This is a genomic window from Shinella lacus, from assembly GCF_010994755.1.
GTDB classification, from domain to species: domain Bacteria; phylum Pseudomonadota; class Alphaproteobacteria; order Rhizobiales; family Rhizobiaceae; genus Shinella; species Shinella lacus.
Genome location: NZ_WHSB02000014.1, coordinates 126,655 through 148,253, shown reverse-complemented (window position 1 = coordinate 148,253; position 21,599 = coordinate 126,655). Strand labels below are relative to the sequence as shown.

General features: G+C 65.8%; 20 protein-coding genes and 1 pseudogene. 13 read left to right on the top strand and 8 right to left on the bottom strand.

Annotation, left to right across the window (positions count from 1 at the left end; genetic code table 11):
- Nucleotides 1-125 precede the first annotated feature (125 nt).
- Nucleotides 126-1,310, bottom strand: a pseudogene (locus GB927_RS27345) (ABC transporter permease subunit); the annotation flags it as partial.
- A gap of 85 nt (nucleotides 1,311-1,395) precedes the next feature.
- The gene (gene urtA / locus GB927_RS27340) at nucleotides 1,396-2,688 is read right to left on the bottom strand and encodes an urea ABC transporter substrate-binding protein (protein WP_023512565.1); all 1,293 of its coding nucleotides are present in this window, start codon (nucleotides 2,686-2,688) and stop codon (nucleotides 1,396-1,398) included.
- A gap of 326 nt (nucleotides 2,689-3,014) precedes the next feature.
- Here urtA and GB927_RS27335 point away from each other — a divergent pair, with 326 nt between their 5' ends.
- The gene (locus GB927_RS27335; protein ID WP_256120393.1) at nucleotides 3,015-6,383 is read left to right on the top strand and encodes a hybrid sensor histidine kinase/response regulator; all 3,369 of its coding nucleotides are present in this window, start codon (nucleotides 3,015-3,017) and stop codon (nucleotides 6,381-6,383) included.
- Nucleotides 6,376-7,287, top strand: a complete 912-nt coding sequence (locus tag GB927_RS27330; protein ID WP_256120392.1) for a response regulator — start codon at nucleotides 6,376-6,378, stop codon at nucleotides 7,285-7,287. The genes GB927_RS27335 and GB927_RS27330 overlap by 8 nt, the downstream gene beginning before the upstream one ends.
- Before the next feature lie 3 nt (nucleotides 7,288-7,290).
- On the opposite strand, the gene GB927_RS27325 is transcribed toward GB927_RS27330, so the two are convergent.
- Entirely contained in the window at nucleotides 7,291-8,388 is a 1,098-nt protein-coding gene (locus GB927_RS27325) for a LacI family DNA-binding transcriptional regulator (RefSeq protein ID WP_256120391.1), read from the bottom strand.
- Nucleotides 8,389-8,563: 175 nt separating this feature from the next.
- On the opposite strand from GB927_RS27325, the gene GB927_RS27320 reads away from it, so the two are divergent.
- From GB927_RS27320 to GB927_RS27305, 4 genes are all read left to right on the top strand, one after another.
- The gene (locus GB927_RS27320; protein ID WP_256120390.1) at nucleotides 8,564-9,544 is read left to right on the top strand and encodes an ABC transporter substrate-binding protein; all 981 of its coding nucleotides are present in this window, start codon (nucleotides 8,564-8,566) and stop codon (nucleotides 9,542-9,544) included.
- A gap of 132 nt (nucleotides 9,545-9,676) precedes the next feature.
- Nucleotides 9,677-11,167, top strand: a complete 1,491-nt coding sequence (locus GB927_RS27315; RefSeq protein ID WP_256120389.1) for a sugar ABC transporter ATP-binding protein — start codon at nucleotides 9,677-9,679, stop codon at nucleotides 11,165-11,167.
- Nucleotide 11,168: 1 nt separating this feature from the next.
- Nucleotides 11,169-12,179 (top strand): ABC transporter permease, encoded by a 1,011-nt coding sequence (locus GB927_RS27310; RefSeq protein ID WP_256120388.1) that lies wholly within the window; start codon nucleotides 11,169-11,171, stop codon nucleotides 12,177-12,179.
- A gap of 11 nt (nucleotides 12,180-12,190) precedes the next feature.
- Complete coding sequence (locus GB927_RS27305; RefSeq protein ID WP_256120387.1) at nucleotides 12,191-13,165, top strand: ABC transporter permease; 975 nt, start codon at nucleotides 12,191-12,193, stop codon at nucleotides 13,163-13,165.
- A gap of 3 nt (nucleotides 13,166-13,168) precedes the next feature.
- Here GB927_RS27305 and GB927_RS27300 read toward each other — a convergent pair whose 3' ends face one another.
- From GB927_RS27300 to GB927_RS27285, 4 genes are all read right to left on the bottom strand, one after another.
- Nucleotides 13,169-13,600 carry a DUF1810 domain-containing protein gene (locus tag GB927_RS27300; protein ID WP_256120386.1) on the bottom strand — a complete coding sequence of 144 codons (432 nt, stop codon included), beginning with the start codon at nucleotides 13,598-13,600 and terminating at the stop codon, nucleotides 13,169-13,171.
- 3 nt (nucleotides 13,601-13,603) lie between these two features.
- Complete coding sequence (locus GB927_RS27295; RefSeq protein ID WP_256120385.1) at nucleotides 13,604-13,861, bottom strand: DUF982 domain-containing protein; 258 nt, start codon at nucleotides 13,859-13,861, stop codon at nucleotides 13,604-13,606.
- 72 nt (nucleotides 13,862-13,933) lie between these two features.
- Nucleotides 13,934-14,659, bottom strand: a complete 726-nt coding sequence (locus GB927_RS27290; protein WP_256120384.1) for a 3-keto-5-aminohexanoate cleavage protein — start codon at nucleotides 14,657-14,659, stop codon at nucleotides 13,934-13,936.
- Between the two features lie 65 nt (nucleotides 14,660-14,724).
- Nucleotides 14,725-16,056 (bottom strand): NAD(P)/FAD-dependent oxidoreductase, encoded by a 1,332-nt coding sequence (locus GB927_RS27285; RefSeq protein ID WP_256120383.1) that lies wholly within the window; start codon nucleotides 16,054-16,056, stop codon nucleotides 14,725-14,727.
- Between the two features lie 136 nt (nucleotides 16,057-16,192).
- Here GB927_RS27285 and GB927_RS27280 point away from each other — a divergent pair, with 136 nt between their 5' ends.
- From GB927_RS27280 to GB927_RS27260, 5 genes are read left to right on the top strand one after another with little or no spacing between them, the layout of a single operon-like run.
- Complete coding sequence (locus GB927_RS27280) at nucleotides 16,193-16,828, top strand: sigma-70 family RNA polymerase sigma factor (protein ID WP_256120382.1); 636 nt, start codon at nucleotides 16,193-16,195, stop codon at nucleotides 16,826-16,828.
- A complete protein-coding gene (locus GB927_RS27275) occupies nucleotides 16,825-17,478 on the top strand; it encodes a ChrR family anti-sigma-E factor (RefSeq protein WP_256120381.1) in 654 nt (217 codons plus the stop codon). Before GB927_RS27280 ends, GB927_RS27275 begins: the two co-directional genes overlap by 4 nt.
- A gap of 3 nt (nucleotides 17,479-17,481) precedes the next feature.
- Complete coding sequence (locus tag GB927_RS27270; protein ID WP_256120380.1) at nucleotides 17,482-18,297, top strand: DUF1295 domain-containing protein; 816 nt, start codon at nucleotides 17,482-17,484, stop codon at nucleotides 18,295-18,297.
- The gene (locus tag GB927_RS27265; protein WP_256120379.1) at nucleotides 18,294-19,322 is read left to right on the top strand and encodes an SAM-dependent methyltransferase; all 1,029 of its coding nucleotides are present in this window, start codon (nucleotides 18,294-18,296) and stop codon (nucleotides 19,320-19,322) included. The genes GB927_RS27270 and GB927_RS27265 overlap by 4 nt, the downstream gene beginning before the upstream one ends.
- Nucleotides 19,319-19,900: a hypothetical protein gene (locus tag GB927_RS27260; protein ID WP_256120378.1), complete on the top strand. Its 582-nt coding sequence runs from the start codon at nucleotides 19,319-19,321 to the stop codon at nucleotides 19,898-19,900. The genes GB927_RS27265 and GB927_RS27260 overlap by 4 nt, the downstream gene beginning before the upstream one ends.
- Here GB927_RS27260 and GB927_RS27255 read toward each other — a convergent pair.
- Complete coding sequence (locus GB927_RS27255; RefSeq protein ID WP_256120377.1) at nucleotides 19,865-20,266, bottom strand: DUF2177 family protein; 402 nt, start codon at nucleotides 20,264-20,266, stop codon at nucleotides 19,865-19,867. The two genes, GB927_RS27260 and GB927_RS27255, sit on opposite strands and share 36 nt — an antisense overlap.
- 122 nt (nucleotides 20,267-20,388) lie before the next feature.
- On the opposite strand from GB927_RS27255, the gene GB927_RS27250 reads away from it, so the two are divergent.
- Together GB927_RS27250 and GB927_RS27245 are read left to right on the top strand one after the other, a co-directional pair.
- On the top strand, nucleotides 20,389-20,769 hold the full coding sequence (locus GB927_RS27250) for a DUF2147 domain-containing protein (protein ID WP_256120376.1): 381 nt from the start codon (nucleotides 20,389-20,391) through the stop codon (nucleotides 20,767-20,769).
- Nucleotides 20,766-21,590 (top strand): DUF1365 domain-containing protein, encoded by an 825-nt coding sequence (locus GB927_RS27245; protein ID WP_256120375.1) that lies wholly within the window; start codon nucleotides 20,766-20,768, stop codon nucleotides 21,588-21,590. The genes GB927_RS27250 and GB927_RS27245 overlap by 4 nt, the downstream gene beginning before the upstream one ends.
- The last annotated feature ends 9 nt before the right edge of the window (nucleotides 21,591-21,599 follow it).

The following is a 21,599-nucleotide window of genomic DNA, read 5'->3' as shown; positions in this document are numbered from 1 at the left end:
TCCACGGTGTAGATCCCCTGTCCCTCCTGCATTCATGGCAGAAAGGAAATAGGTGGCCGGTTTTTACTCCGCCCGCGGCTGGACTATTCCGCCGCTACCGTGGCCGACTTTTCCACCGCCGCTCTCATCCACATGCGGTTCCAGGTGACCGTGAGGCCGCCGAGCTCGAAGGCGCCGGACATCCACGAGGGGTTGGCAACCTCCTGGTTGGTCGGGCCGAAGATGGAACGCACGGCTTGTTGCAGGATCAGCGAGACGCCCCAGGTGGCGAGCAGCGTTTCGAGCGGCCGGCCATAGAGAAAGCGGATGATGCCGCGCTCCATGACGAGCCCGACCGCGCCGGTGACGAGGAAGGCGAGCGGCAGCGCAATCGCCAGCGACCATTCGAACAGGCCCGGCCAGGCGGCGCGGATATAGGCCTGCACCACGAAGGTGGTGTAGGCGCCGAGCATGACCATCTCGCCATGCGCCATGTTGATGATGCCCATCACGCCGAAGGTGATGGCAAGGCCGATGGCGGCGAGCAGCAGCACGGAGCCGAGCGACAGGCCGTACCAGATGTTCTGCGCGACGGCCCAGAGCTCAAGTTGGTCCTCGATCTCTCGGATGCCGGCCTCGATATCGGGGCGCAGGCTTTCATCCGCCGAGGCGAGTGCCCCGGAGAGCAGCGACAGCGAGTCCCGCCCGCCGGTCTGGACGACGGTCGCGACGGCGGCCTTCTTCTCCTCCACCGGGCGATCGGACACCAGGATGGCGGCGGCGCGGGCCTTTTCCAGCACGGCCTTGACCGCGCCGTCGGTTTCCGCGGCAAGGGCGGCGTCCAGCCCTTCGAGCGCATCGGCGGATGGCGTGCGCAGGATGGTGCTCGCGGCCTGAAGGCGCACGGACGTGTCGGGGCTCATCAGCGTCAGTCCGCCGAGTGCTGCGCGGATCACCCGGCGCAGCCCGTTGTTCACTTTGACCTTTTCGAGCGCGGCCTTGGCTTCCTCGCCGGCCGCATCGCCCGTCAGGGCATCGACGAGCGCGAAATTGGCGCCGGCCGGCTTGACGATGAAGACGGTGCCGTCGGCCTTGCGCTGGTAGAGATCGCCCTCGGCGAGCGCCTCAAGGGCGGGCACGATCCTGGGATCGCCGGTCTTCGCCAGCGCTTCGACCTGTTTCTGGTTTTCCTGGAAATTGCCGCCGCCCAGCGCATTGACCATGCTGCGCAGGTCGTCTGCCGCGCGAAGGTCGGTGGCGAGCAGCGTCACCATCACGCAGACGGCGATGAGCAGGCATTGCAGGAAACGATGGATGAGCCGCGTGTGCATCTCATGGCCTCGAAGCACTGGTCGTCAGGAAAGGGAAACATCCCGGCGCGTGGAACGCCGGGATGCGATGCGGTTGCCGTGAGGATCAGGAGCCCTTGCCGCCGCACTTGCCGGTGGCGACGTTGAAGTTGCCGCATTCCATGGGCTTGCGCCAATCGGCGATCAGGTCCTTGGAGTCGGGCAGGAAGTCCGACCATTCGTCGCCGACGACGAGGCCGGAGGTCTGCCACACGGTCTCGAACTGGCCGTCGGCCTGGATTTCGCCGATCAGCACGGGCTTGGTGATGTGGTGGTTCGGCATCATGGTGGAGAAGCCGCCCGACAGGTTCGGCACGGAAACGCCGATCATCGCGTCGAGCACGGCGTCCGTATCGGTCGTGCCGGCCTTTTCCACCGCCTTCAGCCACATGGCGAAGCCGATATAATGGGCTTCCATCGGGTCGTTGGTGACGCGCTTGTCGTTCTTGGTGAAGGCCTTCCACGTCTTGATGAACTCGGCATTCGCTGGGTTGTCGACGGACTGGAAGTAGTTCCAGGCGGCAAGATGGCCGACGAGCGGCGCGGTATCGAGGCCGGCGAGCTCTTCTTCACCTACCGAGAAGGCGACGACCGGAATGTCTTCCGCCTTGACGCCCTGGTTGCCGAGTTCCTTGTAGAAGGGAACGTTGGCATCGCCGTTGATGGTGGAAACGACGGCCGTCTTCTTGCCGGCCGAGCCGAACTTCTTGATGTCGGAGACGATCGTCTGCCAGTCCGAATGGCCGAACGGCGTGTAGTTGACCATGATGTCCTCGGGCTTCACGCCCTTGGAGATCAGGTAGGCTTCGAGGATCTTGTTGGTCGTGCGCGGATAGACATAGTCCGTGCCGGCCAGAACCCAGCGCTCGACGCCTTCGTTCTCGGCGAGGTAATCGACGGCCGGGATCGCCTGCTGGTTCGGTGCGGCACCCGTGTAGAAGACGTTGCGCTGGCTTTCTTCACCCTCGTACTGGACGGGGTAGAAGAGGATGGAATTCAGCTCTTCGAAGACCGGCAGCACAGACTTGCGCGACACCGAGGTCCAGCAGCCGAAGACGGCCGAGACCTTGTTGACCGAGACGAGCTCGCGCGCCTTTTCGGCGAAGAGCGGCCAGTCGGAGGCCGGGTCGACGACGACGGCTTCGAGCTTCTTGCCCAGCAGCCCGCCCTTCTTGTTCTGCTCCTCGATGAGCATCAGCATGGCGTCCTTGAGCGTCGTCTCGGAGATCGCCATGGTGCCGGAAAGCGAATGCAGGATGCCGACCTTGATCGTGTCGTCGGCCGCGAAGGCGCCGTGGAAGGCGGTTGTCGAAAGAATTGCAGCAAGCAATGCGCCGGTGGCGCGCGCCTTGATGGACATTGTCGGAACCCCTCTCGTTCTTTTTGACCGCAACGGGGGCGGAAGCTGTTTAACCGTTGCTTAAGAAACTATCCGCCGGGGATGCTGCGCTGCACATACGTCATTCTACGTAGTTGCCGGGGGGAAGCGGGAAGTTTTGCGGCGCTGCACCAATTTCAGGGACGGTATATCCGTGCTAGAAAGGCCTTGTGTGTTGAGGCCACTGCCCTCTCCTCCGTCATCCTCGGGTCAAGCCCGAGGATGACGTGGAGGGTGGGGGTAGGTCGTGCTTCAACGCCCGCAAAAAAAACGGCCGGGTAAACGGGCCATGGGAACAGCAGGAAAAGATGGCCGCACGCCAGCGCATCATACCGATCCGCCGCGAGTATAACCGTTGGGTCGCCAACCAGACGCTGGAAGACTATGCGCTGCGTTTCACCGCCAAGAGCGCGCGCCGCTTTTCCTCCGACCGCATCTCGCAGACCGCCATCGGCGCCATCTCCTTCCTGGCGCTGGAGGCGATCGGCGGCGCGATCACCATGTCCTACGGCACGACGAACGCCATCGTCGCCATCGTGGTGGCGAGCCTGATGATCCTGCTCGTCGGCCTGCCGATCAGCCGCTATGCCATCCGCCACGGCGTCGATATCGACCTGCTGACGCGCGGCGCCAGCTTCGGTTATATCGGCTCGACGCTGACCTCGCTGATCTATGCAAGCTTCACCTTCATCCTCTTCGCCATCGAGGCCTCCATCATGTCCGGCGCGCTGGAGCTGGCGCTCGGCATTCCGCTCTGGATCGGCTACATCATCTCCTCCGTGGTGGTGATCCCGCTGGTGACGCATGGCGTGCAACTCATCTCGCGTTTCCAGCTCATCACCCAGCCGTTCTGGATCGTGCTCAACATCCTGCCCTTCGTCTTCATCGCCTTTGCGGACTGGGAGAAGGTCGGCCTGTGGCTCGCCTATTCCGGCCTGCACCATGCCTCAGGCCCGCCCGGTACCTATGCGCCGTTCAACCTGGTGGAATTCGGCGCGGCCTCGGCCGTCATCTTCGCGCTGATGGCGCAGATCGGCGAGCAGGTGGACTTTCTGCGCTTCCTGCCGCCGGATGGGCAGAAGAAGCTGCACCATCGCATCGCCGTGTTCCTCGCCGGTTCCGGCTGGGTGATCGTGGGTGCGCCAAAACTGATCGCCGGCTCCTTCCTCGTCGTGCTGGCGCTCTCGGCGGGCGTGCCCTCCACGCGGGCGGCCGATCCCTCGCAGATGTACTACACCGCCTTCGGCTACATGCTGCCGTGGGATGCGGCGGCATTGCTGCTGATGGTCGCCTTCGTGGTGGTCTCGCAGCTCAAGATCAACGTGATGAACGCCTATGCGGGCTCGCTCGCCTGGTCTAATTTCTTCTCGCGGCTGACGCACAGCCATCCCGGCCGCGTCGTCTGGCTGGTGTTCAACGTGGCGATCGCGCTGCTGTTGATGGAGCTCGGCATCTACAAGCTCCTGGAGGAAACGCTCGGCGTCTTCTCCATCGTCGCCATGGCCTGGCTCTGCACCATTTCGGCGGACCTCTTCGTCAACAAGCCGCTCGGCCTGTCGCCGCCCGGTATCGAGTTCAAGCGCGCCCATCTCTACGATATCAACCCGGTCGGGCTTGGCGCCATGGCGCTGTCGGCGATCATCGCCCTCATGGCGCATTTCGGCACCTTCGGCGAAATCCCCGCCTCGCTCGCGCCCTATATCGCCGCCGTCGTCGCCTTCATCGCCTCGCCGCTGATCGCCTGGGCGACGGGCGGCAAATATTACCTCGCGCGCAAGCCGAGGAAGAGCTGGGCGCAGCAGCACACCATCACCTGCTCGATCTGCGAACACCCGTTCGAGCCGGAGGACATGGCCTGGTGCCCCGCCTATGCGGCGCCAATCTGCTCGCTGTGCTGTTCGCTCGACAGCCGCTGCCACGATCTCTGCAAGCCGAAGGCGCGGTTCAATGCGCAGGTGGCGGGCGTGGCGAAAAGCATCCTGCCCGAGGCGGTGACGGCGGCGCTCGGCACGCGGCTTGGCCGCTACGGCATTGCGGCCGCGCTGTCGATCACCGGCATGGGCATCATCCTCGCCATGATCGCCCACCAGGTCGGCACCGGTTCGCCGGAAACGGCGACCGTGGTGGAGCGCACAATCGCCATCGTCTTCTTCGTCTTCGCCGTGGTGGCGGGTGTCGTCTCGTGGTTCTACGTGCTGGCGCATGACAGCCGGGTGGTCGCCGAGGAGGAATCCTCGCGCCAGACGACATTGCTGCTGAAGGAAATCGCCGCGCATAAAAAGACGGATGCGGCGCTCCAGCAGGCGAAGGAAACCGCGGAAGCCGCCAACCGCGCCAAGAGCCGCTATGTCGTGGGTCTCAGCCATGAACTGCGCACGCCGCTCAATGCCGTGCTCGGCTATGCGCAGGTGCTGGAGCGCGACGAGAGCATTCCGCCGCAGCGACAGGGCGCGATCCGCGTCATCAAGCGCAGTGCGGATCACCTCTCCGGTCTCATCGACGGGCTGCTCGACATTTCCAAGATCGAGGCGGGCAAGCTGCAGGTCTATTCCAACGAGATCAACATCGACGATTTCCTCGACCAGATTTTGGAGATGTTCCGCCCGCAGGCGCAGGCCAAGGGCGTCGCCTTCACCCATGCCCGCCCGAAAAACCTGCCCTCCTATGTGCGCACCGATGAAAAGCGCCTGCGCCAGATCCTCGTCAACCTCATCTCCAACGCGCTGAAATTCACCGATAGCGGCGAGATCCGCCTCGACGTCGCCTATCGCAACCAGGTCGCGACCTTCACGGTGGCCGATAGCGGCCGCGGCATTCTGGAAAAGGACCTGCCGCGCATCTTCGAGCCCTTCCAGCGCGGCGACACCGAACACGGCATGCCGGGTCTCGGCCTCGGCCTCACCATCACGCGGCTCCTGACGCAGACGCTCGGCGGCGAGATTTCGGTGAAGAGCGAGCGCGACAAGGGCACCGAATTCAAGGTGCGCCTGATGCTCTCCGCCGTCGATCGCCCGACTGCGCCGAAGGTGCTGCACATCAAGGGCTACAACGGCCCGCGGCGCACCATCCTCGTCGTCGACGACAATGCCGACCACCGCAACCTGATGGAAGAGGTGCTGCGGCCGCTCGATTTCACCGTGCTGACGGCGCGAAGCGGCGCGGATGCGCTGGCGCTCCTCGAAAGCCTGAAGCCGGACTTGTTCCTCATCGACATTTCCATGCCCGGCATGAACGGCTGGGTGCTGGTGGAGCGGCTGCGCGCGCTCGGCCAGCCCGGCCCGATCATCATGCTGTCGGCCAATATCGGCGACGGCTCGGCCTCCGCCCATACGGGCCACAACGACACGCTGGCCAAACCCTTCGACCTGCGCCAGCTCACCGACAAGCTCGCCTTGCATATGGGCCTCTCCTGGACCTATCACGGCGAGGCGAAGGCGGTGGAGCCGGCCGAGGCCAGCATCGTCGTTCCCGAACAAGGCCATGTGCAGGAATTGATCCGGCTCGGCGAGATCGGCTATGTCAGGGGCATCGAGGCGAAGCTCGCCGAAATCGCCCGCGTGGCCGAACACCAGCCCTTCACCGAGGCGGTGCGGGCCTATGTGCAAGTGTTCGATCTCGCCGGCTACGACGCCTTCCTGAAGACCATGGACCGACAAGAGGACGCTGCCCGTGACTGAGACGGCCACCCCGCGCGATATCGTCCTCATCGTCGACGATTCCCCCGAAGCGCTCGGCTTCCTGACCGAGGCGCTCGAACAGAGCGGCTTCTCCGTGCTGATCGCCACGTCCGGCGCCTCCGCGCTCAACATCGTCGACCGCATCACGCCCGATATCATCCTGCTCGACGCGGTGATGCCCGGCATGGACGGGTTCGACACCTGCCTGCGCCTGAAGGCGAACCCTGCGGCAAGCCCCGTTCCCGTCGTCTTCATGACCGGGTTGACCGAGACCGAACATGTCGTGCGCGCGCTGGAGGCCGGCGGCGTCGACTACCTGACGAAGCCGATCAACATCGACGAACTGCGCGCCCGCATCCGCGTGCATCTCACCAATGCGCGCTCCGCCCAGAGCGCGCGCGTGGCGCTGGATGCCGCCGGGCGGCATTTGCTGGCCGTCAGCGGTGAAGGAAAGATCCGCTGGTCGACGCCGCAGGCGACGCGCCTCGTCAATGCCGCGACCGGCAGCGACGAGGGGCTCGATGCGGTCTCCGGGCATATCCGCGGCTGGATGAAGACGCGCAGCACCGCGCGCGAAAACACCTTCGCGATCCAGCAGGCGGGCCAGGCGAGCCTGCAGCTTTCCTTTCTGGGCGCGATCGGCGCGGACGAATACCTCTTCCGCCTGACTGCGGAAAACCGCCTGTCGGACGAGGAAATCCTGCGCCAGCATTTTTCGCTGACGCAGCGCGAATCCGAGGTGTTGCTGTGGATCGCCAAAGGGAAGTCCAACCGCGATATCGGCGAGATCCTCGGCCTCAGCGCCCGCACGGTCACCAAGCATCTCGAACAGATTTATGTGAAGCTCGGCGTCGAGAACCGCGCCTCGGCCGCCGTGAAGGCCGCCCATATCTTGCACGAATGACGGTCAGCGCTTTTTCGCGCCGGCGAGTTGCGCCGTCGTCTCGCGCACGACGAGCGGCCCGTCGACCTTGATGGTCATTGGCCGCATGTGCTTGCCGTGGATCGCCATGTCGATGAGCAGTTCGGCCGCCTTCTGGCCCATCTCGTAGTTCGGCAGCACCAGCGTCGAGAGCGGCGGGTGGGTGTAGCGCGCCAGTTCCTGGTCGTCATAGCCCATGACGGAGAGATCCTGCGGCACGCGAAGACCCTTTTCCTGCGCCGCCTCCATCATGCCGATCGCCATCAGGTCGTTGCCGCAGAAGATCGCGGTGGGCGGATTGTCCATGGAGAGCAGGTCGAGGCCGGCCTCGTAGCCGCGTAGCGGCAGCCAGTCGCCGTCGCGCACCAGGCTTTCGTCGAAGGCGATGTCGGCGGTGGCGAGCGCCTGCTTGTAGCCTTTCAGGCGGTCCATCGCGGCATCCATCCACGGTTCGCCGTTGATGAAGCCGATGCGTTTGTGGCCGAGCGCGGTGAGATGCGCCGTCGCCGCAAAACCGCCCGCAACCTCGCCCGGAACGATCGCGACGTGCTGGCGCGGCTCGCAGTAGCAGTTGAGCAGCACGGTCGGGATGGTCTTCAGTTCCGGCGGCACGCTGACCTTGCGGGTGAAGATCGTCGCATAGATGACGCCGGCAATCGACGGGTCGCGCAGCACGGACCGCAGCACCGCGCGCTCCAGGTCCGGGTTCGAGCGCGTGGCATGGGCGGAGACCAGCAGCCCCTGCTCGAAGGCATGGTCGCGGATGCCATCCAGGCTGACGACGGGGTGGGGGCTCGTCGAGATTTCGTCGACGATGAAGGCGATCGTATCCTTCTCGACGGCGGGGGCGGTTGCCACGGGGCTGCGCGTCGCCGGTAATTTATAACCGATTTTATGAGCAGCCTCGCGCACCTTCTGCTGCGTTTCCGGCGAAATGCGCGAGCCGGACATCTCGTTCAGCACCAGGGAAACGCTCGACTGGGACACGCCGGCAATGCGCGCTATGTCCGTCATGGTCGGCCGGCCCCCATCCTGTCGGCCACCGCCCTCCTTGCCCGAATTGCGCCCGTTGCCCCTGGCCATGCGTCGTTCCTCACCCCTCGGTGTGCATTGCGCTGCACACGGATTTTTTGCAAGTGCTCATAATTTTGGCTCTTGACTGCTAATATTATTAGCGCAAGATTTAGACATGTGAAGCACAAAATGCTCACGTCCGGTAGAGGAGCACCGGCCAAGTTACCCGGGAGGAGACCCACTGATGACCATGATTTCCCGTCGCACCTTCATGCTTGCGGCAACGGCCGTCGGCGCGCTTGCGTTGGCAGGCGTCGCCATTGCCGAAGTGCCGAAGCTGGCGCAGAAAGACACCTACAAGGTCGGCTTCGCGCAGACCGAATCCAACAATCCCTGGCGCATCGCGCAGACCAACAGCATGAAGGCGGAGGCCGAAAAGCTCGGCTTCCAGCTCGTCTATACGGATGCTGCGGGCTCGGCCGCCAAGCAGGTGGCCGACGTCAACTCGATGATCGCCCAGGGCGTCGACGTCATCTTCCTCGCGCCCCGCGAAGAAAAGCCGCTGATCCCCGCCGTCATGGCCGCCAAGAAGGCCGGCATTCCGGTGATCCTGCTCGACCGCTCGGTCGACCCCTCGCTCGCCAAGGCCGGCGAGGATTACCTGACCTTCATCGGCTCCAACTTCGTCGAAGAGGGAAAACGCGTCGCCGAATGGCTGGTGAAGAACGCCAACGGCAAGACGAAGATCATCGAACTGGAAGGCACGACTGGCTCTTCCCCAGCCAACGACCGCAAGAAGGGCTTTGACGAGGCGATCAAGGCCGCAGGCGGCTTCGAGATCGTCGCCTCGCAGACCGGCGACTTCGCCCGCGACAAGGGCCGCCAGGTGGCGGAATCCCTGCTCCAGGCGCATCCGGATGCCGATATCATCTACGCCCACAATGACGAGATGGCGATGGGCGCGATCGCCGCACTCGAAGCCGCCGGCAAGGTGCCGGGCAAGGACGTGCTGGTGCTGTCGATCGACGGCGGCAAGGAAGCGGTGCAGGCGGTCGTCGACGGCAAGATCGCCGCCGTCGTCGAGTGCAACCCGCGCTTCGGGCCGAAGGCTTTCGAGACCATGATGCGCTATGCCAAGGGCGAGGCGATAGACCCGATCCTCGTCAACGAAGACAAGTTCTACGACGCCTCCAACGCGGCCGCGGAACTCGCCAACGCCTACTGATACCATCTCCCAAGCACTTTGCGGCCGGGGCGGCAAAACCGTCTCGGCCGTTTTTTGAACGGGCCTGACCTTCGGCGCGTTCGGGTGTAGGTTGTGTGGCCCGTCCCGGAGGGCGGATAGAGGAGGACTTCCATGCTTCTGTCCATGCAGGGCATTTCCAAGGCGTTTGCCGGCGTGGCGGCGCTGAAAGCCGCTTCGCTGGAGGTGGAGCCGGCGGAGGTGATGGCGCTCGTCGGCCAGAACGGCGCCGGCAAATCGACGCTGATCAAGATCCTCACCGGCGTCTACCGCCGCGACGAGGGCACGATCGCCTTCGACGGCAGGGATGTCGATTTCACCATGCCGGCCGAAGCCCAGGCCGCCGGTATCGCGACGATCTACCAGGAAATCAACCTCGCGCCGCAGCGCTCCGTGGCGGAAAACATCTATCTGTCACGCGAGCCCAAACGCTTCGGTCTGATCGACCACGCCGCCATGCGCCGCGGTGCCGAGGCCGTGCTGAAAACCTTCAACCTGACGATCGACGTCGACCGGCCCGTCGCGCATTTCGATGCGGCGACCCGGCAGATGGTGGCGATCGCCCGGGCCGTGACGCAGAACGCCCGCCTCGTCATCATGGACGAGCCGACGTCGTCGCTGGACGAACGCGAGGTCGCCGTCCTCTTCGAAACGATCCGCACGCTGAAACGCTCCGGCGTGGCGGTCATCTTCATCGGCCACCGGCTGGATGAACTCTACGAGATCTGCGACCGCGTGACGATCATGCGCGACGGCCAGACGGTGGCGAAAAGCCCCATGGCCGACATGCCGAAGATGGCGCTGGTGCGCCACATGCTCGGCAAGGAACTGGCCGCCTTCCAGGCGATGGCGCCGGGCGAGGAGAAACCCGAGCGGCCGGTTCGCCTCGACGTGGCGAATGCCGGGGCCGGCGTGCGGGTGCGCGATGTCAGCCTGACGGTGCGGGAGGGCGAGATTTCCGGCCTTGCCGGCCTGCTCGGCTCCGGCCGCACGGAGACGGCGCGGCTGATTTTCGGCGCCGACAACTTGGAGCGCGGCACGATGCGCCTGGCGGGCAGCGAGCGCACCTACCGCGAGCCGGCGGATGCGATTGCCGATGGCATCGGGCTCGTCTCCGAGGATCGCAAGATCGACGGTATCGTGCCGGACATGAGCATCCGCGAGAACATGACGCTGGCGCTGCTGCCGCGCCTGAAGAAGGCCGGCATCGTCGACCGTGCGCGGCAGGACGAGATCGTCACCCGCTATATCCGCGCGCTCGGCGTCAAATGCGCCTCGCCCGACCAGCCGATCAAGGAGCTTTCCGGCGGCAACCAGCAGAAGGTGCTGCTTGCCCGGTGGCTGGCGACAGACCCGCGCGTGCTGATCGTCGACGAGCCGACGCGCGGCATCGACATCGGCGCGAAATCGGAAATCCTCAAGCTCCTGCGCAGCCTCGCCGACGAGGGCCTCAGCGTGCTGATGATCTCCTCCGAATTCGAAGAATTGCTGGCCGCCGCCGACCGCGTGACCGTGCTCAGCGACGGCACATCGGTGAAGACGCTGCCGCGCAAAGACTTGAGCGAGGCGGCGTTGCTTGCCGCCATGGCCCATCAGGTGGAATGATATGACGACGATCGAAACCCCTGCCCCGCAGCCAGCTGGCGCGCTTTCCTCCGGCAGCCGGCTCTTCACGCTGGCGAGCCGCTACGGCACCTTCGTCGCCTTCCTGGCGCTGATCGCCGTCAACATCGCCATCACGCCGAACTTTTTGTCGTGGCAGACGCTGAACGTGAACCTCACCCAGGTCGCCACCATCGTCATCGTCGCGACCGGCATGACGCTGGTCATCGCCACCGGCGGCATCGATCTCTCCGTCGGCTCGCTGATGGCGATTGCCGGTGCCTTGGCGCCGATGATCTTCATGGGCCAGTTCTGGCCAGTCGAGAACATGGCGGTCGCCGTCACGCTCGCCTTGATCATCCCGGTGGTGGTCGCCAGCCTCTTCGGCCTGTTCAACGGGCTGCTCGTCACGCGCTTTTCCATCCAGCCGATCATCGCGACGCTCGTGCTCTTCATCGCCGGCCGCGGCATCGCGCAGGTCATGACCAACGGCAACCTCCAGGTCTTCAAGAACGAGGGTTTCCAGTTCATCGCCATGGGCCGCATTGCCGGCGTGCCGGCGCAGGTCGTGCTGATGGTCCTCATCGCCGCCCTCGCCTTCGCGATGATCCGCTACACCGTCATCGGCCGCCAGATCATCGCGGTGGGCGGCAACGAGAAGGCGGCGCGGCTGACGGGCATCCCCGTCAAGCGCGTCAAACTCTTCGTCTATATGGTGAGCGGCGCGCTTGCCGGCATTGCCGGCCTCGTCGTGGTGGCGCGCAATTCCGCGAGCGATGCCAACCTCGTCGGCCTCGGCATGGAGCTGGACGCCATCGCTGCCGTCGCCGTCGGCGGCACGTTGCTCACCGGCGGGCGGGCCAATATCGTCGGCACGGTGCTCGGCGCCTTCGTCATCCAGCTCGTGCGCTACACGCTGCTCGCCAATGGCGTGCCGGATGCCGCGGCGCTCATCGTCAAGGCGGGGCTGATCGTGCTCGCCGTCTTCATCCAGCAGCGCGCCGACAGGCATTGAGGGCAACCGCCATGCAGACCATCCTCCGCCCCTTCGCGATCAAATCCTCCGGCGATCTCGCCCGGCTCGGCGTCATGCTGGCGCTCGCCGGCCTCATCCTCTTCGGCGCGCTGCGCTACGACAATTTCCTGTCGTCCTTCAACATCCTCTCTTTCCTGCGCTACAATTCAATGTTCGCGCTGATCGCGCTCGGCATGGCTTTCGTCATCATCACCGGCGGCATCGATCTTTCCGTCGGCGGCACGGCGGCGATGGCGAGCGTGGTGGCGGCGCTGTTTTCGCCCTACCACTGGGCGGCCGGTCTTCTCGGCGGCATGGTGGCCGGCCTTGCCGTCGGCGCGCTCAACGGTTTCATTATCACGAAGATGCGCATCCAGCCCTTCATCGCCACGCTCGCGACCATGCTGGCGGCCTATGGAACGGGGCTGCTGCTCGCCGACAACCAGTCGGTCTCCGTCTCCTACGACACCGGCTTCACCGTGATCGGCCAGGACGATTTTCTGGGCTTCCCCATCCCCGCCTGGATCGCGCTTGCCGCCTATGTGCTCGGCTGGCTGGTGCTGGAAAAGCTGCCGGTCGGCCGGCATATCCTGGCGATCGGCGACGGCGAGGCGACGGCCGGGTTGATGGGCCTGAAGGTCGAGCGCACGCTGGCCGCGGTCTACCTCGCCTCGGGCACGCTCGCCGGCCTTGCCGGTGTCATCCTCGCCTCGCAGTTCGGCGCGGGCCAGCCGACCGAGGGCGTGGGCTGGGAGCTGTTTGCCATCGCCTCCGTGGTGGTGGGCGGCACGCTGCTCACCGGCGGCTCCGGCTCGGTCGGCGCCACGCTTGCCGGCGCGCTGCTGCTCGCCATGGTGTTCAACATCCTGAACTTCGAAAACGGCCTCGGCTGGATCTCGCTGTCGGCCTATTGGCAATCCGTCATCCGCGGCGCCTTCCTGCTGGTCGTGGTGGTGTTGCAGGCCAAGCTGATGGCGCGGCGCTGAGCCTCACGCGTTGAGCAGCGCCAGCGTCTGCGCATCGCGCACACCGTCGCAACAGGTCTGCAAGGCCTGGGTGAAGAGCGGGTCGTCGCTGGATGCGACCGCGAAAAGCGTCATCGACGAGCGGAACTTCTGGTCGTCGGGCGAGCCGAAGATCTCCAGCAGCGAGCGGCCCTCGACGGAAACCACGGCCTCCGTCGCCAGCCGCAGCCGCTCGGACAGCACCGGATCGGCGAGATAGGCCTGCGCTTCGCCCAGCGAGGCAATGCCGAAATGCCGGGCGGCCGGCGAACGGCCGAGCCCGCGCATCTGCGGGAAGACGAACCACATCCAATGGCTGCGCTTGCGGCCGGACCGCAATTCCCTCAGCACCGTTTCGAACACCGGCGCCTGCGCCAGCTTGAAACGGTCGAGATCGTGGGGAGGGTCCTTGTCCATCGCCTAGTCGAGGATGCTCGCTTCGACACAGGCGCGGATGAAGGCCTCGCGGGCGGTCTCGCAGGGTTTGCCGTTCTCCATCGCGTCGGCGCAGAGCGTGCGGGCATTGTCGAAGGCCCGCCCCCGGTGCGCCGGCCAGCGGAAATGCAGGTAGTTCATCGCGTCATGCGGGCTGCGAACGGCTTCCGCCGCGCCATAGCCGATCCGCACGAACACGGGAGAAAGCCAACGGACGTCGTTGCGAAGTGTCGTCATCGTCATATGAATATGCCCCAATTCCGGCACCGGAATGCGAAGGCATGCCCAAGGGTTCCCGACGGTGAAGGATTTTTTTCATGCAGCGGACGGAGGCGCCCGGAAGATGGCGACCGCGGCGCTGACAAGGGCCGCATTGTCCTCGGCAACTGTCCCGTCCGGCAGGTGTTTTCCGTCCTCCAGCCCCACCCGCGTCGACCAGCGGCGCTCGCGGGCTCTCGCGACGAACGGCCATACCGTGGCGTCGCTGCCGTGCAGCAGGATGGGCCGCCGCAGGCCGGCATCCGCGAGCGTTGTGGCGATGCCATCGGCGATCGCCATGGCGCTCGACAAATTCTGCTCGTCGATCTCGATGAGGATGCGCAGCACGCGATCGTGATCCGGCAGGGACAGCAACCGTTCGGCATCGGCGACGCTGGCAAGCCCCGCCTCGATGCCGACGCCGCGCTCGCGCAGAAGCGCCATCACGGCGGGGGCATCCGGCTCGGAGAGGTTCACCGAAGCGTAGTCGGGCAGGTCGCGCCATTCCGAAATCCGCCGGCGTGTCTCAGCCTCGTCGCCCTCGATCCAGGCGCCCGTCGACACGCCGATGAACGTGCCGGGGCAGGCGCGGCGCAGCGCCAGCATGGTCTCGTCAACGGCGGCGAGCGACTCGCGGCCGTCCGTGCGGGGGTGAACGTGGAGTTCGGCGGCACCGGCCGCGATGGCGAGCAGGCTGTCGCGCACCATGGCCTCGATATCGAGCGGCAGGCGCGGGTGGAAGGCGCTTGGCCGCGCGCCATTGATGCAGGCCTGGACGATCATGGGCATGCTCCTGACGGGTTTTCCCGGAGAATGCCCGCACCGCGCACGAGGAGCAACGGCCTTTTCTAGACCTGCTGCAAGGTCCGGAAGATGCGGTCGGACTCGCCCGCCACCGTCCAGGGCCGGGTCGTGCCGCCGAGGCTCTCGCCCACCGCAAGCCCGGCCTGGATGGCATCCTCGTGGAAACCGGAGCCGAAATAGGAGCCGCAGAACCAGGTGTTCGACTGGCCCTGCAAAGACCAGAGTTCCTTTTGCGCGGCGAGCGTGGCGGCGTTGAACAGCGGGTGCTGGTAGACGCCGCGCCAGACCACCGTCTCCTCCGCCGGCGCATGCAGCGGGCTCAGCGTCACGAAGAGCGCGCGATCGGCGGTCACGCCCTGCAGTCGGTTCATCCAGTAGGTGACGCAGGGCTTGCGCCGCTTGCTGCCGTCGCGGGCGGATTGCGCCAGATAGTTCCAGCTCGACCAGACCCGGCGGCGGCGGGGCATCAGCGTCTCGTCGCTGTGCAGCACGGTCTCGTTGAGGCCGTAGCAGAAGGCGCCGAGCAGGTCGTTTTCCCGCTCCGAGCGATCAGTCAAGAGTGCCAGCGCCTGGTCCGCATGGGCGGCGATCACCACATGGTCGAACCATTCCGGCTCCGCCCCCGGCGTCGAGATTTCCACCGCGCCGTTGACGCGGCGGATGGCGGTGACGGGCGCGCTGGTGCGGATGCGATGGCGGAAGGGGGCGATGAGCTTTTCCACATAGGCGCGGCTGCCGCCCTCGACGGTGCGCCAGATCGGGCGGCGGAAGAATTTGAGCAGGCCGTGGTTCTCGCAGAAGCGCACGAAGGAGACGGCCGGGTAGTTGCCGATTTCGAGGGCCGGCGTCGACCAGATCGCGGCCGCCATCGGATAGAGATGGTCCTCGCGGAAGGCCGTGCCGAAACCGGCGCTGTTCAGGTAATCGTCCAGGCTTGCGGAGGGGTCGAGGTCGCGCACGCTTGCTGGCGCCTCGCGGTAGAAGCGCACGACATCGCGCAGCATCGACCAGAAGCGCGGGCTCGCGAGATTGCTGCCCTGGGCAAAGAGACCGACGAGATTGGTGCCGGAATATTCCAGCACGCCGTCGTCCATGGAGACGGCGAAGGACATGTCGGAGGCTTTTGTCGGCACGTCGAGATGGGAAAACAGCGCCGTCAGGTTGGGATAGGTGCGCTCGTTATAGACGATGAAGCCGGTATCCACCGCCGCCTGCCCGGCCTCCACCGTATGGCAATGGCCACCGATGCGCGCCTCCGCCTCGAAGACCGTGACCTCGTGGCGCTGCGACAACAGCCAGGCCGCAGAAAGGCCGCCGATGCCCGTGCCGACGACGGCGATCCGGAGGGGTCGGTCGGATTGGGAAACATGTCGCATCGCGATCCTTATGGGGGCTGTCGATTTGGTAGTGGACTTTCTGTAGGTTCTACGAAAACGGTGCCGTACCGGATCACTCGTCAAGCCGCGTCAGGGGGAGATGATCCGGCTTGAGGCCCGCCGCGTAGAAGGATGCATGTATGACGCTTCGAACCAGATCGACACGCAGGAAAGGCCGGCTCCGCCCGCCGGCATGCGGCGTGCCGTCATGAATGCGGCCGATCCGCGCGCGCCGACGCCGGAGGTGCTCGCCAGCCTGCTTGCGGCGGTGGCCGATGACCGCGACCGGCAGGCCTTCGCCGCGCTGTTCCGGCATTTCGGCCCGCGCCTGAAGACCTTCTTCCTGCGCTCGGCGATATCGTCGGGCGTGGCGGAGGACCTGGTGCAGGAGACGATGCTGAACGTCTGGCGCAAGGCCTCCTATTTCGACCCGGAGCGCGCGGGGGTGGCGACATGGATATTCACCATCGCCCGCAACCTGCGCATCGACCATCTGCGGCGGCTGCGCAATCCGGCGACGCTGCCGGTCGATGCCGAGGACGCGCCGTTTTCCATCGAGGACGGGGTGATCGGCGCCGAGCGCGACGAGCGGGTGCGCCGCGCGCTCACCACCTTGTCCACGGAGCAGCAGACGATCATTCGCCTGTCCTATTTCAGCGAGAAATCTCAGACCGAAATTGCCGGCGAGCTGGGCATTCCGCTCGGCACGGTGAAATCTAGAACACGCCTGGCGATGAACCGCCTGCGCGCGCTGCTGGAAGACGAAACATGAGCTCGAAACACCACCACGCCACCGACGAGACCCTGATGCGCTACGCCGCCGGCACGCTGGCTGCGGGTCCTGCGATCGTCGTCGAAGCGCATCTTGCCGGCTGCCCCGCCTGCCGCGCCCGCATCGCGACCTACGAAGCCGTCGGCGGCGCGCTGCTTGAGGAGATCGAGCCGACGCAACTCTCCGAAACCGCCTTCAACGACGTGCTGGCGATGATCGACGCGGAGGAAGAGCCGGCACAGAGCCCGCAATCGCGCAAGCCGGTCGAGATCGAGGGCGTGCGCCTGCCGGATGCACTGGGCGGCTGCGACATCGGGCGCTGGCGCTGGATCGGCCCCGGCATGCGCATGAGCCGCGTCGGCGTGCCGCACGATCCCGATGCCAACCTGATCCTGCTGAAGATCGCCCCCGGCCGCGCCCTTCCCGATCATGGCCATGCCGGCACCGAGTTCACATATGTCGTGGCCGGCGCGTTCACAGATAGATTTGGCACGTTCCGGCCGGGCGACATGGCGGAAATGGACGAGGACGTCGAGCACCAGCCGGTCGTTGATCGCGACGGCGACTGTATCTGCCTTGCGGCGATGGAAGGCCAGATGCGCTTCAAGGGCTTCATCGGCCGCATGCTGCAACCGATCTTCGGGATCTGAGCCATGGCGCCGGCGGCCCTGTTTCTCCTGCTCGCCGTCGCCCTCTCGCTCGCCATGACGGGCGCCTGGCTCGCCGTGGTGCGCGGCGCCAGTTCCGGCTGGGTCGATGCGACCTGGTCCTTCCTTGTCGGTGCCGCCGGCATCGCGGTGGCCCTCACCCCGGTCGCCGGCTGGGAAGGCGATGTCCAGCGCCGCCTCGTCGTCGCGCTCATTGCCGTGTTGTGGTCCTGCCGGCTCGGCTTTCACATCGTGCTGCGCACGCTGCATGGCGGCGAAGACCCGCGTTATGCGCGGCTGAAGAAGGAATGGGGCGACGGCTGGAAAAGCCGCCTGTGGTTCTTCCTCCAAATCCAGGCCGCCGCAGCGCTGCTGCTCGCCGCGACCATCTTCCTCGCCGCCCGCAATCCGGCGCCCGGCCTGCGCTGGAGCGACATCGCCGGCATCGCCATCCTTGTGGCGGCCGTGCTCGGCGAAGGCCTGGCGGATGCGCAGCTCGCGCGCTTTCGCAGCGACCCTGCCAACCGGGGCAAGGTCTGCGATGCCGGGCTCTGGGGCCTCTCCCGCCATCCGAACTACTTTTTCCAGTGGCTCGGCTGGACGGGTTACGCCGTCATCGCCATCGGCCCGGCCGGCACATGGCCTTGGGGCTGGACGGCTCTTGCCGGACCCGCCTTCATGTATTGGCTGCTGGTCCATGTCTCGGGCATCCCGCCGCTCGAAGCGCATATGCTGCGCTCGCGCGGGGTCGCCTTCGCCGCCTATGCCAAGCGCGTAAACGCCTTCTGGCCCGGCTTCAACACCAAGGAGAGACCGACATGAACCTCGCCGTCACCGCGATTGCCGCCGCCGAGCGCCTGCCGCTTCCCGACAGCGCGCTGCGCTTCGGCATCGACCGCCTCGTCGGCCGCACCAGCCGCGTGCTGACGGGCGGCGGCGTGGCGGACCGGGATTTCGCCAAGGCCATGGAGGCCTTCCCGATCGCCGTGCACACAGATGCGGCCAACGAGCAGCATTACGAACTGCCGCAGGACTTTTTCGCGCTGGCGCTCGGTCCCCGCCGCAAATATTCCTCCTGCCTCTATCCGACCGCCGAGACGACGCTTGCCGAGGCCGAGATCGCCGCGCTGGAGGAGACCTGCGCCCATGCCGCGCTGGAAGACGGGCAGGACGTGCTGGAGCTCGGCTGCGGCTGGGGCTCGCTCTCGCTGTTCATGGCCGAGCGTTACCCGGCCTCGCGCATCGTCTCCGTCTCGAATTCCGCCTCGCAGCGCCACTTCATCGAAGGGGAAGCCACACGCCGCCGCCTGACCAACCTCACGGTGGTGACGGCCGATATGAACGCCTTCCAGCCGGGCGAGACATTCGACCGCATCGTCTCGGTGGAGATGTTCGAGCACATGTCCAACTGGCGGACCCTGCTGTCGCGCGCCCGCGGATGGCTGCGGCCGGAGGGGCGGCTGTTCCTGCATGTCTTCTCGCATCGCGCCAGCGCCTACCGTTTCGACCATGCCGACAAGGCGGACTGGATCGCCCAGCATTTCTTCACCGGCGGCGTCATGCCCAGCCACGGGCTGGTGCGGGAATTTTCCGACAGTTTCACCGTGGAAAAGGACTGGCGCTGGAACGGCCGGCACTATGAGCGCACCGCGCTCGACTGGCTGAAGAATTTCGACGCCAACCGCGCGGCGATCCGCGCGATCTTTGCCGATACCTACGGCGCCGACGCCATTCTGTGGATGCGTCGCTGGCGGCTGTTCTTCCTGGCGACGGCCGGGCTCTTCGGCCATGCGAACGGCGAGGAATGGGGCGTCAGCCATTACCTGCTGCGCCCTGCCGCCGCATGAGGCCGCTGCGCGCCCTCAGCGCCTATGCCCACCACCCGGACCCGCGGGTGGCGGCGGCAAACCTCATCGCGCTCATCGTCGCCTCCAACCAGCCGTTCTATCCGCTTTATCTTTATTGGCTGGTCGGCGGGGATATCACGCCCGGCTGGTTCACCTTCCTCTCGACGCCGTTCTTCCTCGCCGTGCCGGCGGTGGCGCGCAGGAACACGATCGCCGGCCGGGCGCTGCTGCCGCTCGCCGGCATCGGCAATACGGTGCAATGCGCCTGGCTTTTCGGCGTCTCATCGGCCGTCGAGATCTTCCTGCTGCCCTGCGCGATGATCGCCCTTCTGCTGTTTCGCCCGAAGGAGCGCATCTACGGCCTGGCGCTGGCGGGGCTCGCCTTCCTCGCCTTCCTGCTGAACGACAGCTATGGCTCGCCCATTGCCGCTTACAGCGCGGAGCAATATGCGGCGCTCGCGCGGCTCAACGTGGTGAGTGCCGGCATGCTGATGGCCTTCGTTGCCCTCATCTTCTCCAACAGGCTGGCGGAGGCGGAAGGATCAGTCGAACCGGCTGGCGACCAGATATCCGGCTGAGGCGCCGACGGCGGTGACGAAGGCGCCCCACGGCAGGTCGGCGAGCGTCACGGCGAGCGGCCAATCCTTGAGCGTCGCCTGGTTGGTCAGGTCGTAGGTGGCATAGGCGACGAGGCCGAGCACCGCGCCGTTGAGCGCCGCCTTGGGCAGCCCGCCGCCTTCCAGCGCCGGGATCACCGCGAAGAAAACGATGCCGGCAATATAGATCACATAAAAGCAGATCGCCGGCACCAGCTTGAACTGCGTTTCCAGCTTGTCGGCGAGCAGCGGGCGGTAGAGCACATTGGCCATCGTGCCCAGCCAGATCGCATCGACGATCAGGAAGACGAAGCCGGCCGCGAAATAGGCGATAATCAGGGTCTTCATGAGGTGCTTTCCGTGGGGTTCATGATGTCTACGCCGCACCGCACGCGCCGGATCACTCTACGAGTGAACCGATCGCCTGCGCGCTGCGTATGTGCGGGAAAGCAAGCAAGGAGGATGACGCGATGAAGACGCCGATTTTGGCACCCTTTGCCCTGCTGCTGCTCACGGTCAGCGCCGTGGGTGCGCAGCAATCCGCCGATCCGAGTGGCGTGTGGCTGCGCGACGACGGCAATGCGCGCGTGCGCATCGCGCCCTGCGGCAACGATATCTGCGCCACCAACCTCTGGATCGGCGATACCAGCAAGGGCGAAGCGGCCGGCGACGTTCTGGTCATGTCGCTCAAGCCGAAATCCGCCGATACGCTGTCCGGATCGGCCTATGACAAGAAACGCGACCGCACCTATTCCATCACCGTTCAGGTCTCCGATGGAGCGCTTCTCACGCGCGGCTGCATTCTCGGCGGCGTGCTCTGCCGCAACGTGCGCTGGAAATCGGCGCAATGAAGGCTGAACGCATCACCAGCGTCGAGGAGAACGGCCCGCCGCCCGACGCGGCCGGCACGCTCTATCCCGGCAAGGTGATGCACCAGCGGCTGAAACCCTTCGGCCATCGTTTCAGCTATTCGGTCTTCGCGCTGCTGGTCGATGTCGACCGGCTCGGCGAACTCGGCCGCCTCTCCCGCCTGCTCGCGGTCAACCGTCCGGGGCTGCTGTCGTTTCGCGAGAGCGACCATGTCGAGCAGGACGGCGAGACGCTGCGCGGCTTCGCCGATCGGTTGCTGGCGCAGGCGGGGGTGGAAGTGCCGGCGGCGCGCGTCCTGCTGCTCGCCTATCCGCGCATGTTTGGCTACGTCTTCAACCCGATCTCGACCTATTTCGCCTATGACGCCGCGGGCGAGCTGCTTGCGATCATCTATGCGGTGCGCAACACCTTTGGCGAGCGCCACAGCTATGTCGCGCCCGTGCTGCCGGGCGAGGCGAGCCCGGCCGGCATCCGCCAGACGCGCACGAAGATCTTCCACGTCTCGCCGTTCATCGAGATGGGCATGCGCTACCATTTTCGCATCCTGCCGCCGGGAAGGACGGTGCGGCTGCGCATCCACGAGACCGCCGGCAGCGAGCCGCTTCTTGCCGCCACCTTCAACGGCGACGCCATGGCGCTGACCGGCCCGAACCTCGCCAGATACCTGCTGCGCTTCCCCTTCATGACGCTGAAGGTGATGGCCGGCATCCACTGGGAAGCACTGAAACTCTGGCTGAAGGGTGCCCGCTTCCACACCAGCCCCCCACCCCCCGCCACCGCGAGTTTTCGCGACGAGGGGTGAGCGTGGCGC

Bases quoted from the DNA above. Each gene is read 5' to 3' on its own strand.
- urtA (WP_023512565.1), bottom strand. From the start codon at position 2,688: ATGTCCATCAAGGCGCGCGCCACCGGCGCATTGCTTGCTGCAATTCTT.
- GB927_RS27335 (WP_256120393.1), top strand. From the start codon at position 3,015: ATGGCCGCACGCCAGCGCATCATACCGATCCGCCGCGAGTATAACCGT.
- GB927_RS27325 (WP_256120391.1), bottom strand. From the start codon at position 8,388: ATGGCCAGGGGCAACGGGCGCAATTCGGGCAAGGAGGGCGGTGGCCGA.
- GB927_RS27320 (WP_256120390.1), top strand. From the start codon at position 8,564: ATGACCATGATTTCCCGTCGCACCTTCATGCTTGCGGCAACGGCCGTC.
- GB927_RS27315 (WP_256120389.1), top strand. From the start codon at position 9,677: ATGCTTCTGTCCATGCAGGGCATTTCCAAGGCGTTTGCCGGCGTGGCG.
- GB927_RS27310 (WP_256120388.1), top strand. From the start codon at position 11,169: ATGACGACGATCGAAACCCCTGCCCCGCAGCCAGCTGGCGCGCTTTCC.
- GB927_RS27305 (WP_256120387.1), top strand. From the start codon at position 12,191: ATGCAGACCATCCTCCGCCCCTTCGCGATCAAATCCTCCGGCGATCTC.
- GB927_RS27300 (WP_256120386.1), bottom strand. From the start codon at position 13,600: ATGGACAAGGACCCTCCCCACGATCTCGACCGTTTCAAGCTGGCGCAG.
- GB927_RS27295 (WP_256120385.1), bottom strand. From the start codon at position 13,861: ATGACGATGACGACACTTCGCAACGACGTCCGTTGGCTTTCTCCCGTG.
- GB927_RS27290 (WP_256120384.1), bottom strand. From the start codon at position 14,659: ATGATCGTCCAGGCCTGCATCAATGGCGCGCGGCCAAGCGCCTTCCAC.
- GB927_RS27285 (WP_256120383.1), bottom strand. From the start codon at position 16,056: ATGCGACATGTTTCCCAATCCGACCGACCCCTCCGGATCGCCGTCGTC.
- GB927_RS27280 (WP_256120382.1), top strand. From the start codon at position 16,193: ATGTATGACGCTTCGAACCAGATCGACACGCAGGAAAGGCCGGCTCCG.
- GB927_RS27275 (WP_256120381.1), top strand. From the start codon at position 16,825: ATGAGCTCGAAACACCACCACGCCACCGACGAGACCCTGATGCGCTAC.
- GB927_RS27270 (WP_256120380.1), top strand. From the start codon at position 17,482: ATGGCGCCGGCGGCCCTGTTTCTCCTGCTCGCCGTCGCCCTCTCGCTC.
- GB927_RS27265 (WP_256120379.1), top strand. From the start codon at position 18,294: ATGAACCTCGCCGTCACCGCGATTGCCGCCGCCGAGCGCCTGCCGCTT.
- GB927_RS27260 (WP_256120378.1), top strand. From the start codon at position 19,319: ATGAGGCCGCTGCGCGCCCTCAGCGCCTATGCCCACCACCCGGACCCG.
- GB927_RS27255 (WP_256120377.1), bottom strand. From the start codon at position 20,266: ATGAAGACCCTGATTATCGCCTATTTCGCGGCCGGCTTCGTCTTCCTG.
- GB927_RS27250 (WP_256120376.1), top strand. From the start codon at position 20,389: ATGAAGACGCCGATTTTGGCACCCTTTGCCCTGCTGCTGCTCACGGTC.
- GB927_RS27245 (WP_256120375.1), top strand. From the start codon at position 20,766: ATGAAGGCTGAACGCATCACCAGCGTCGAGGAGAACGGCCCGCCGCCC.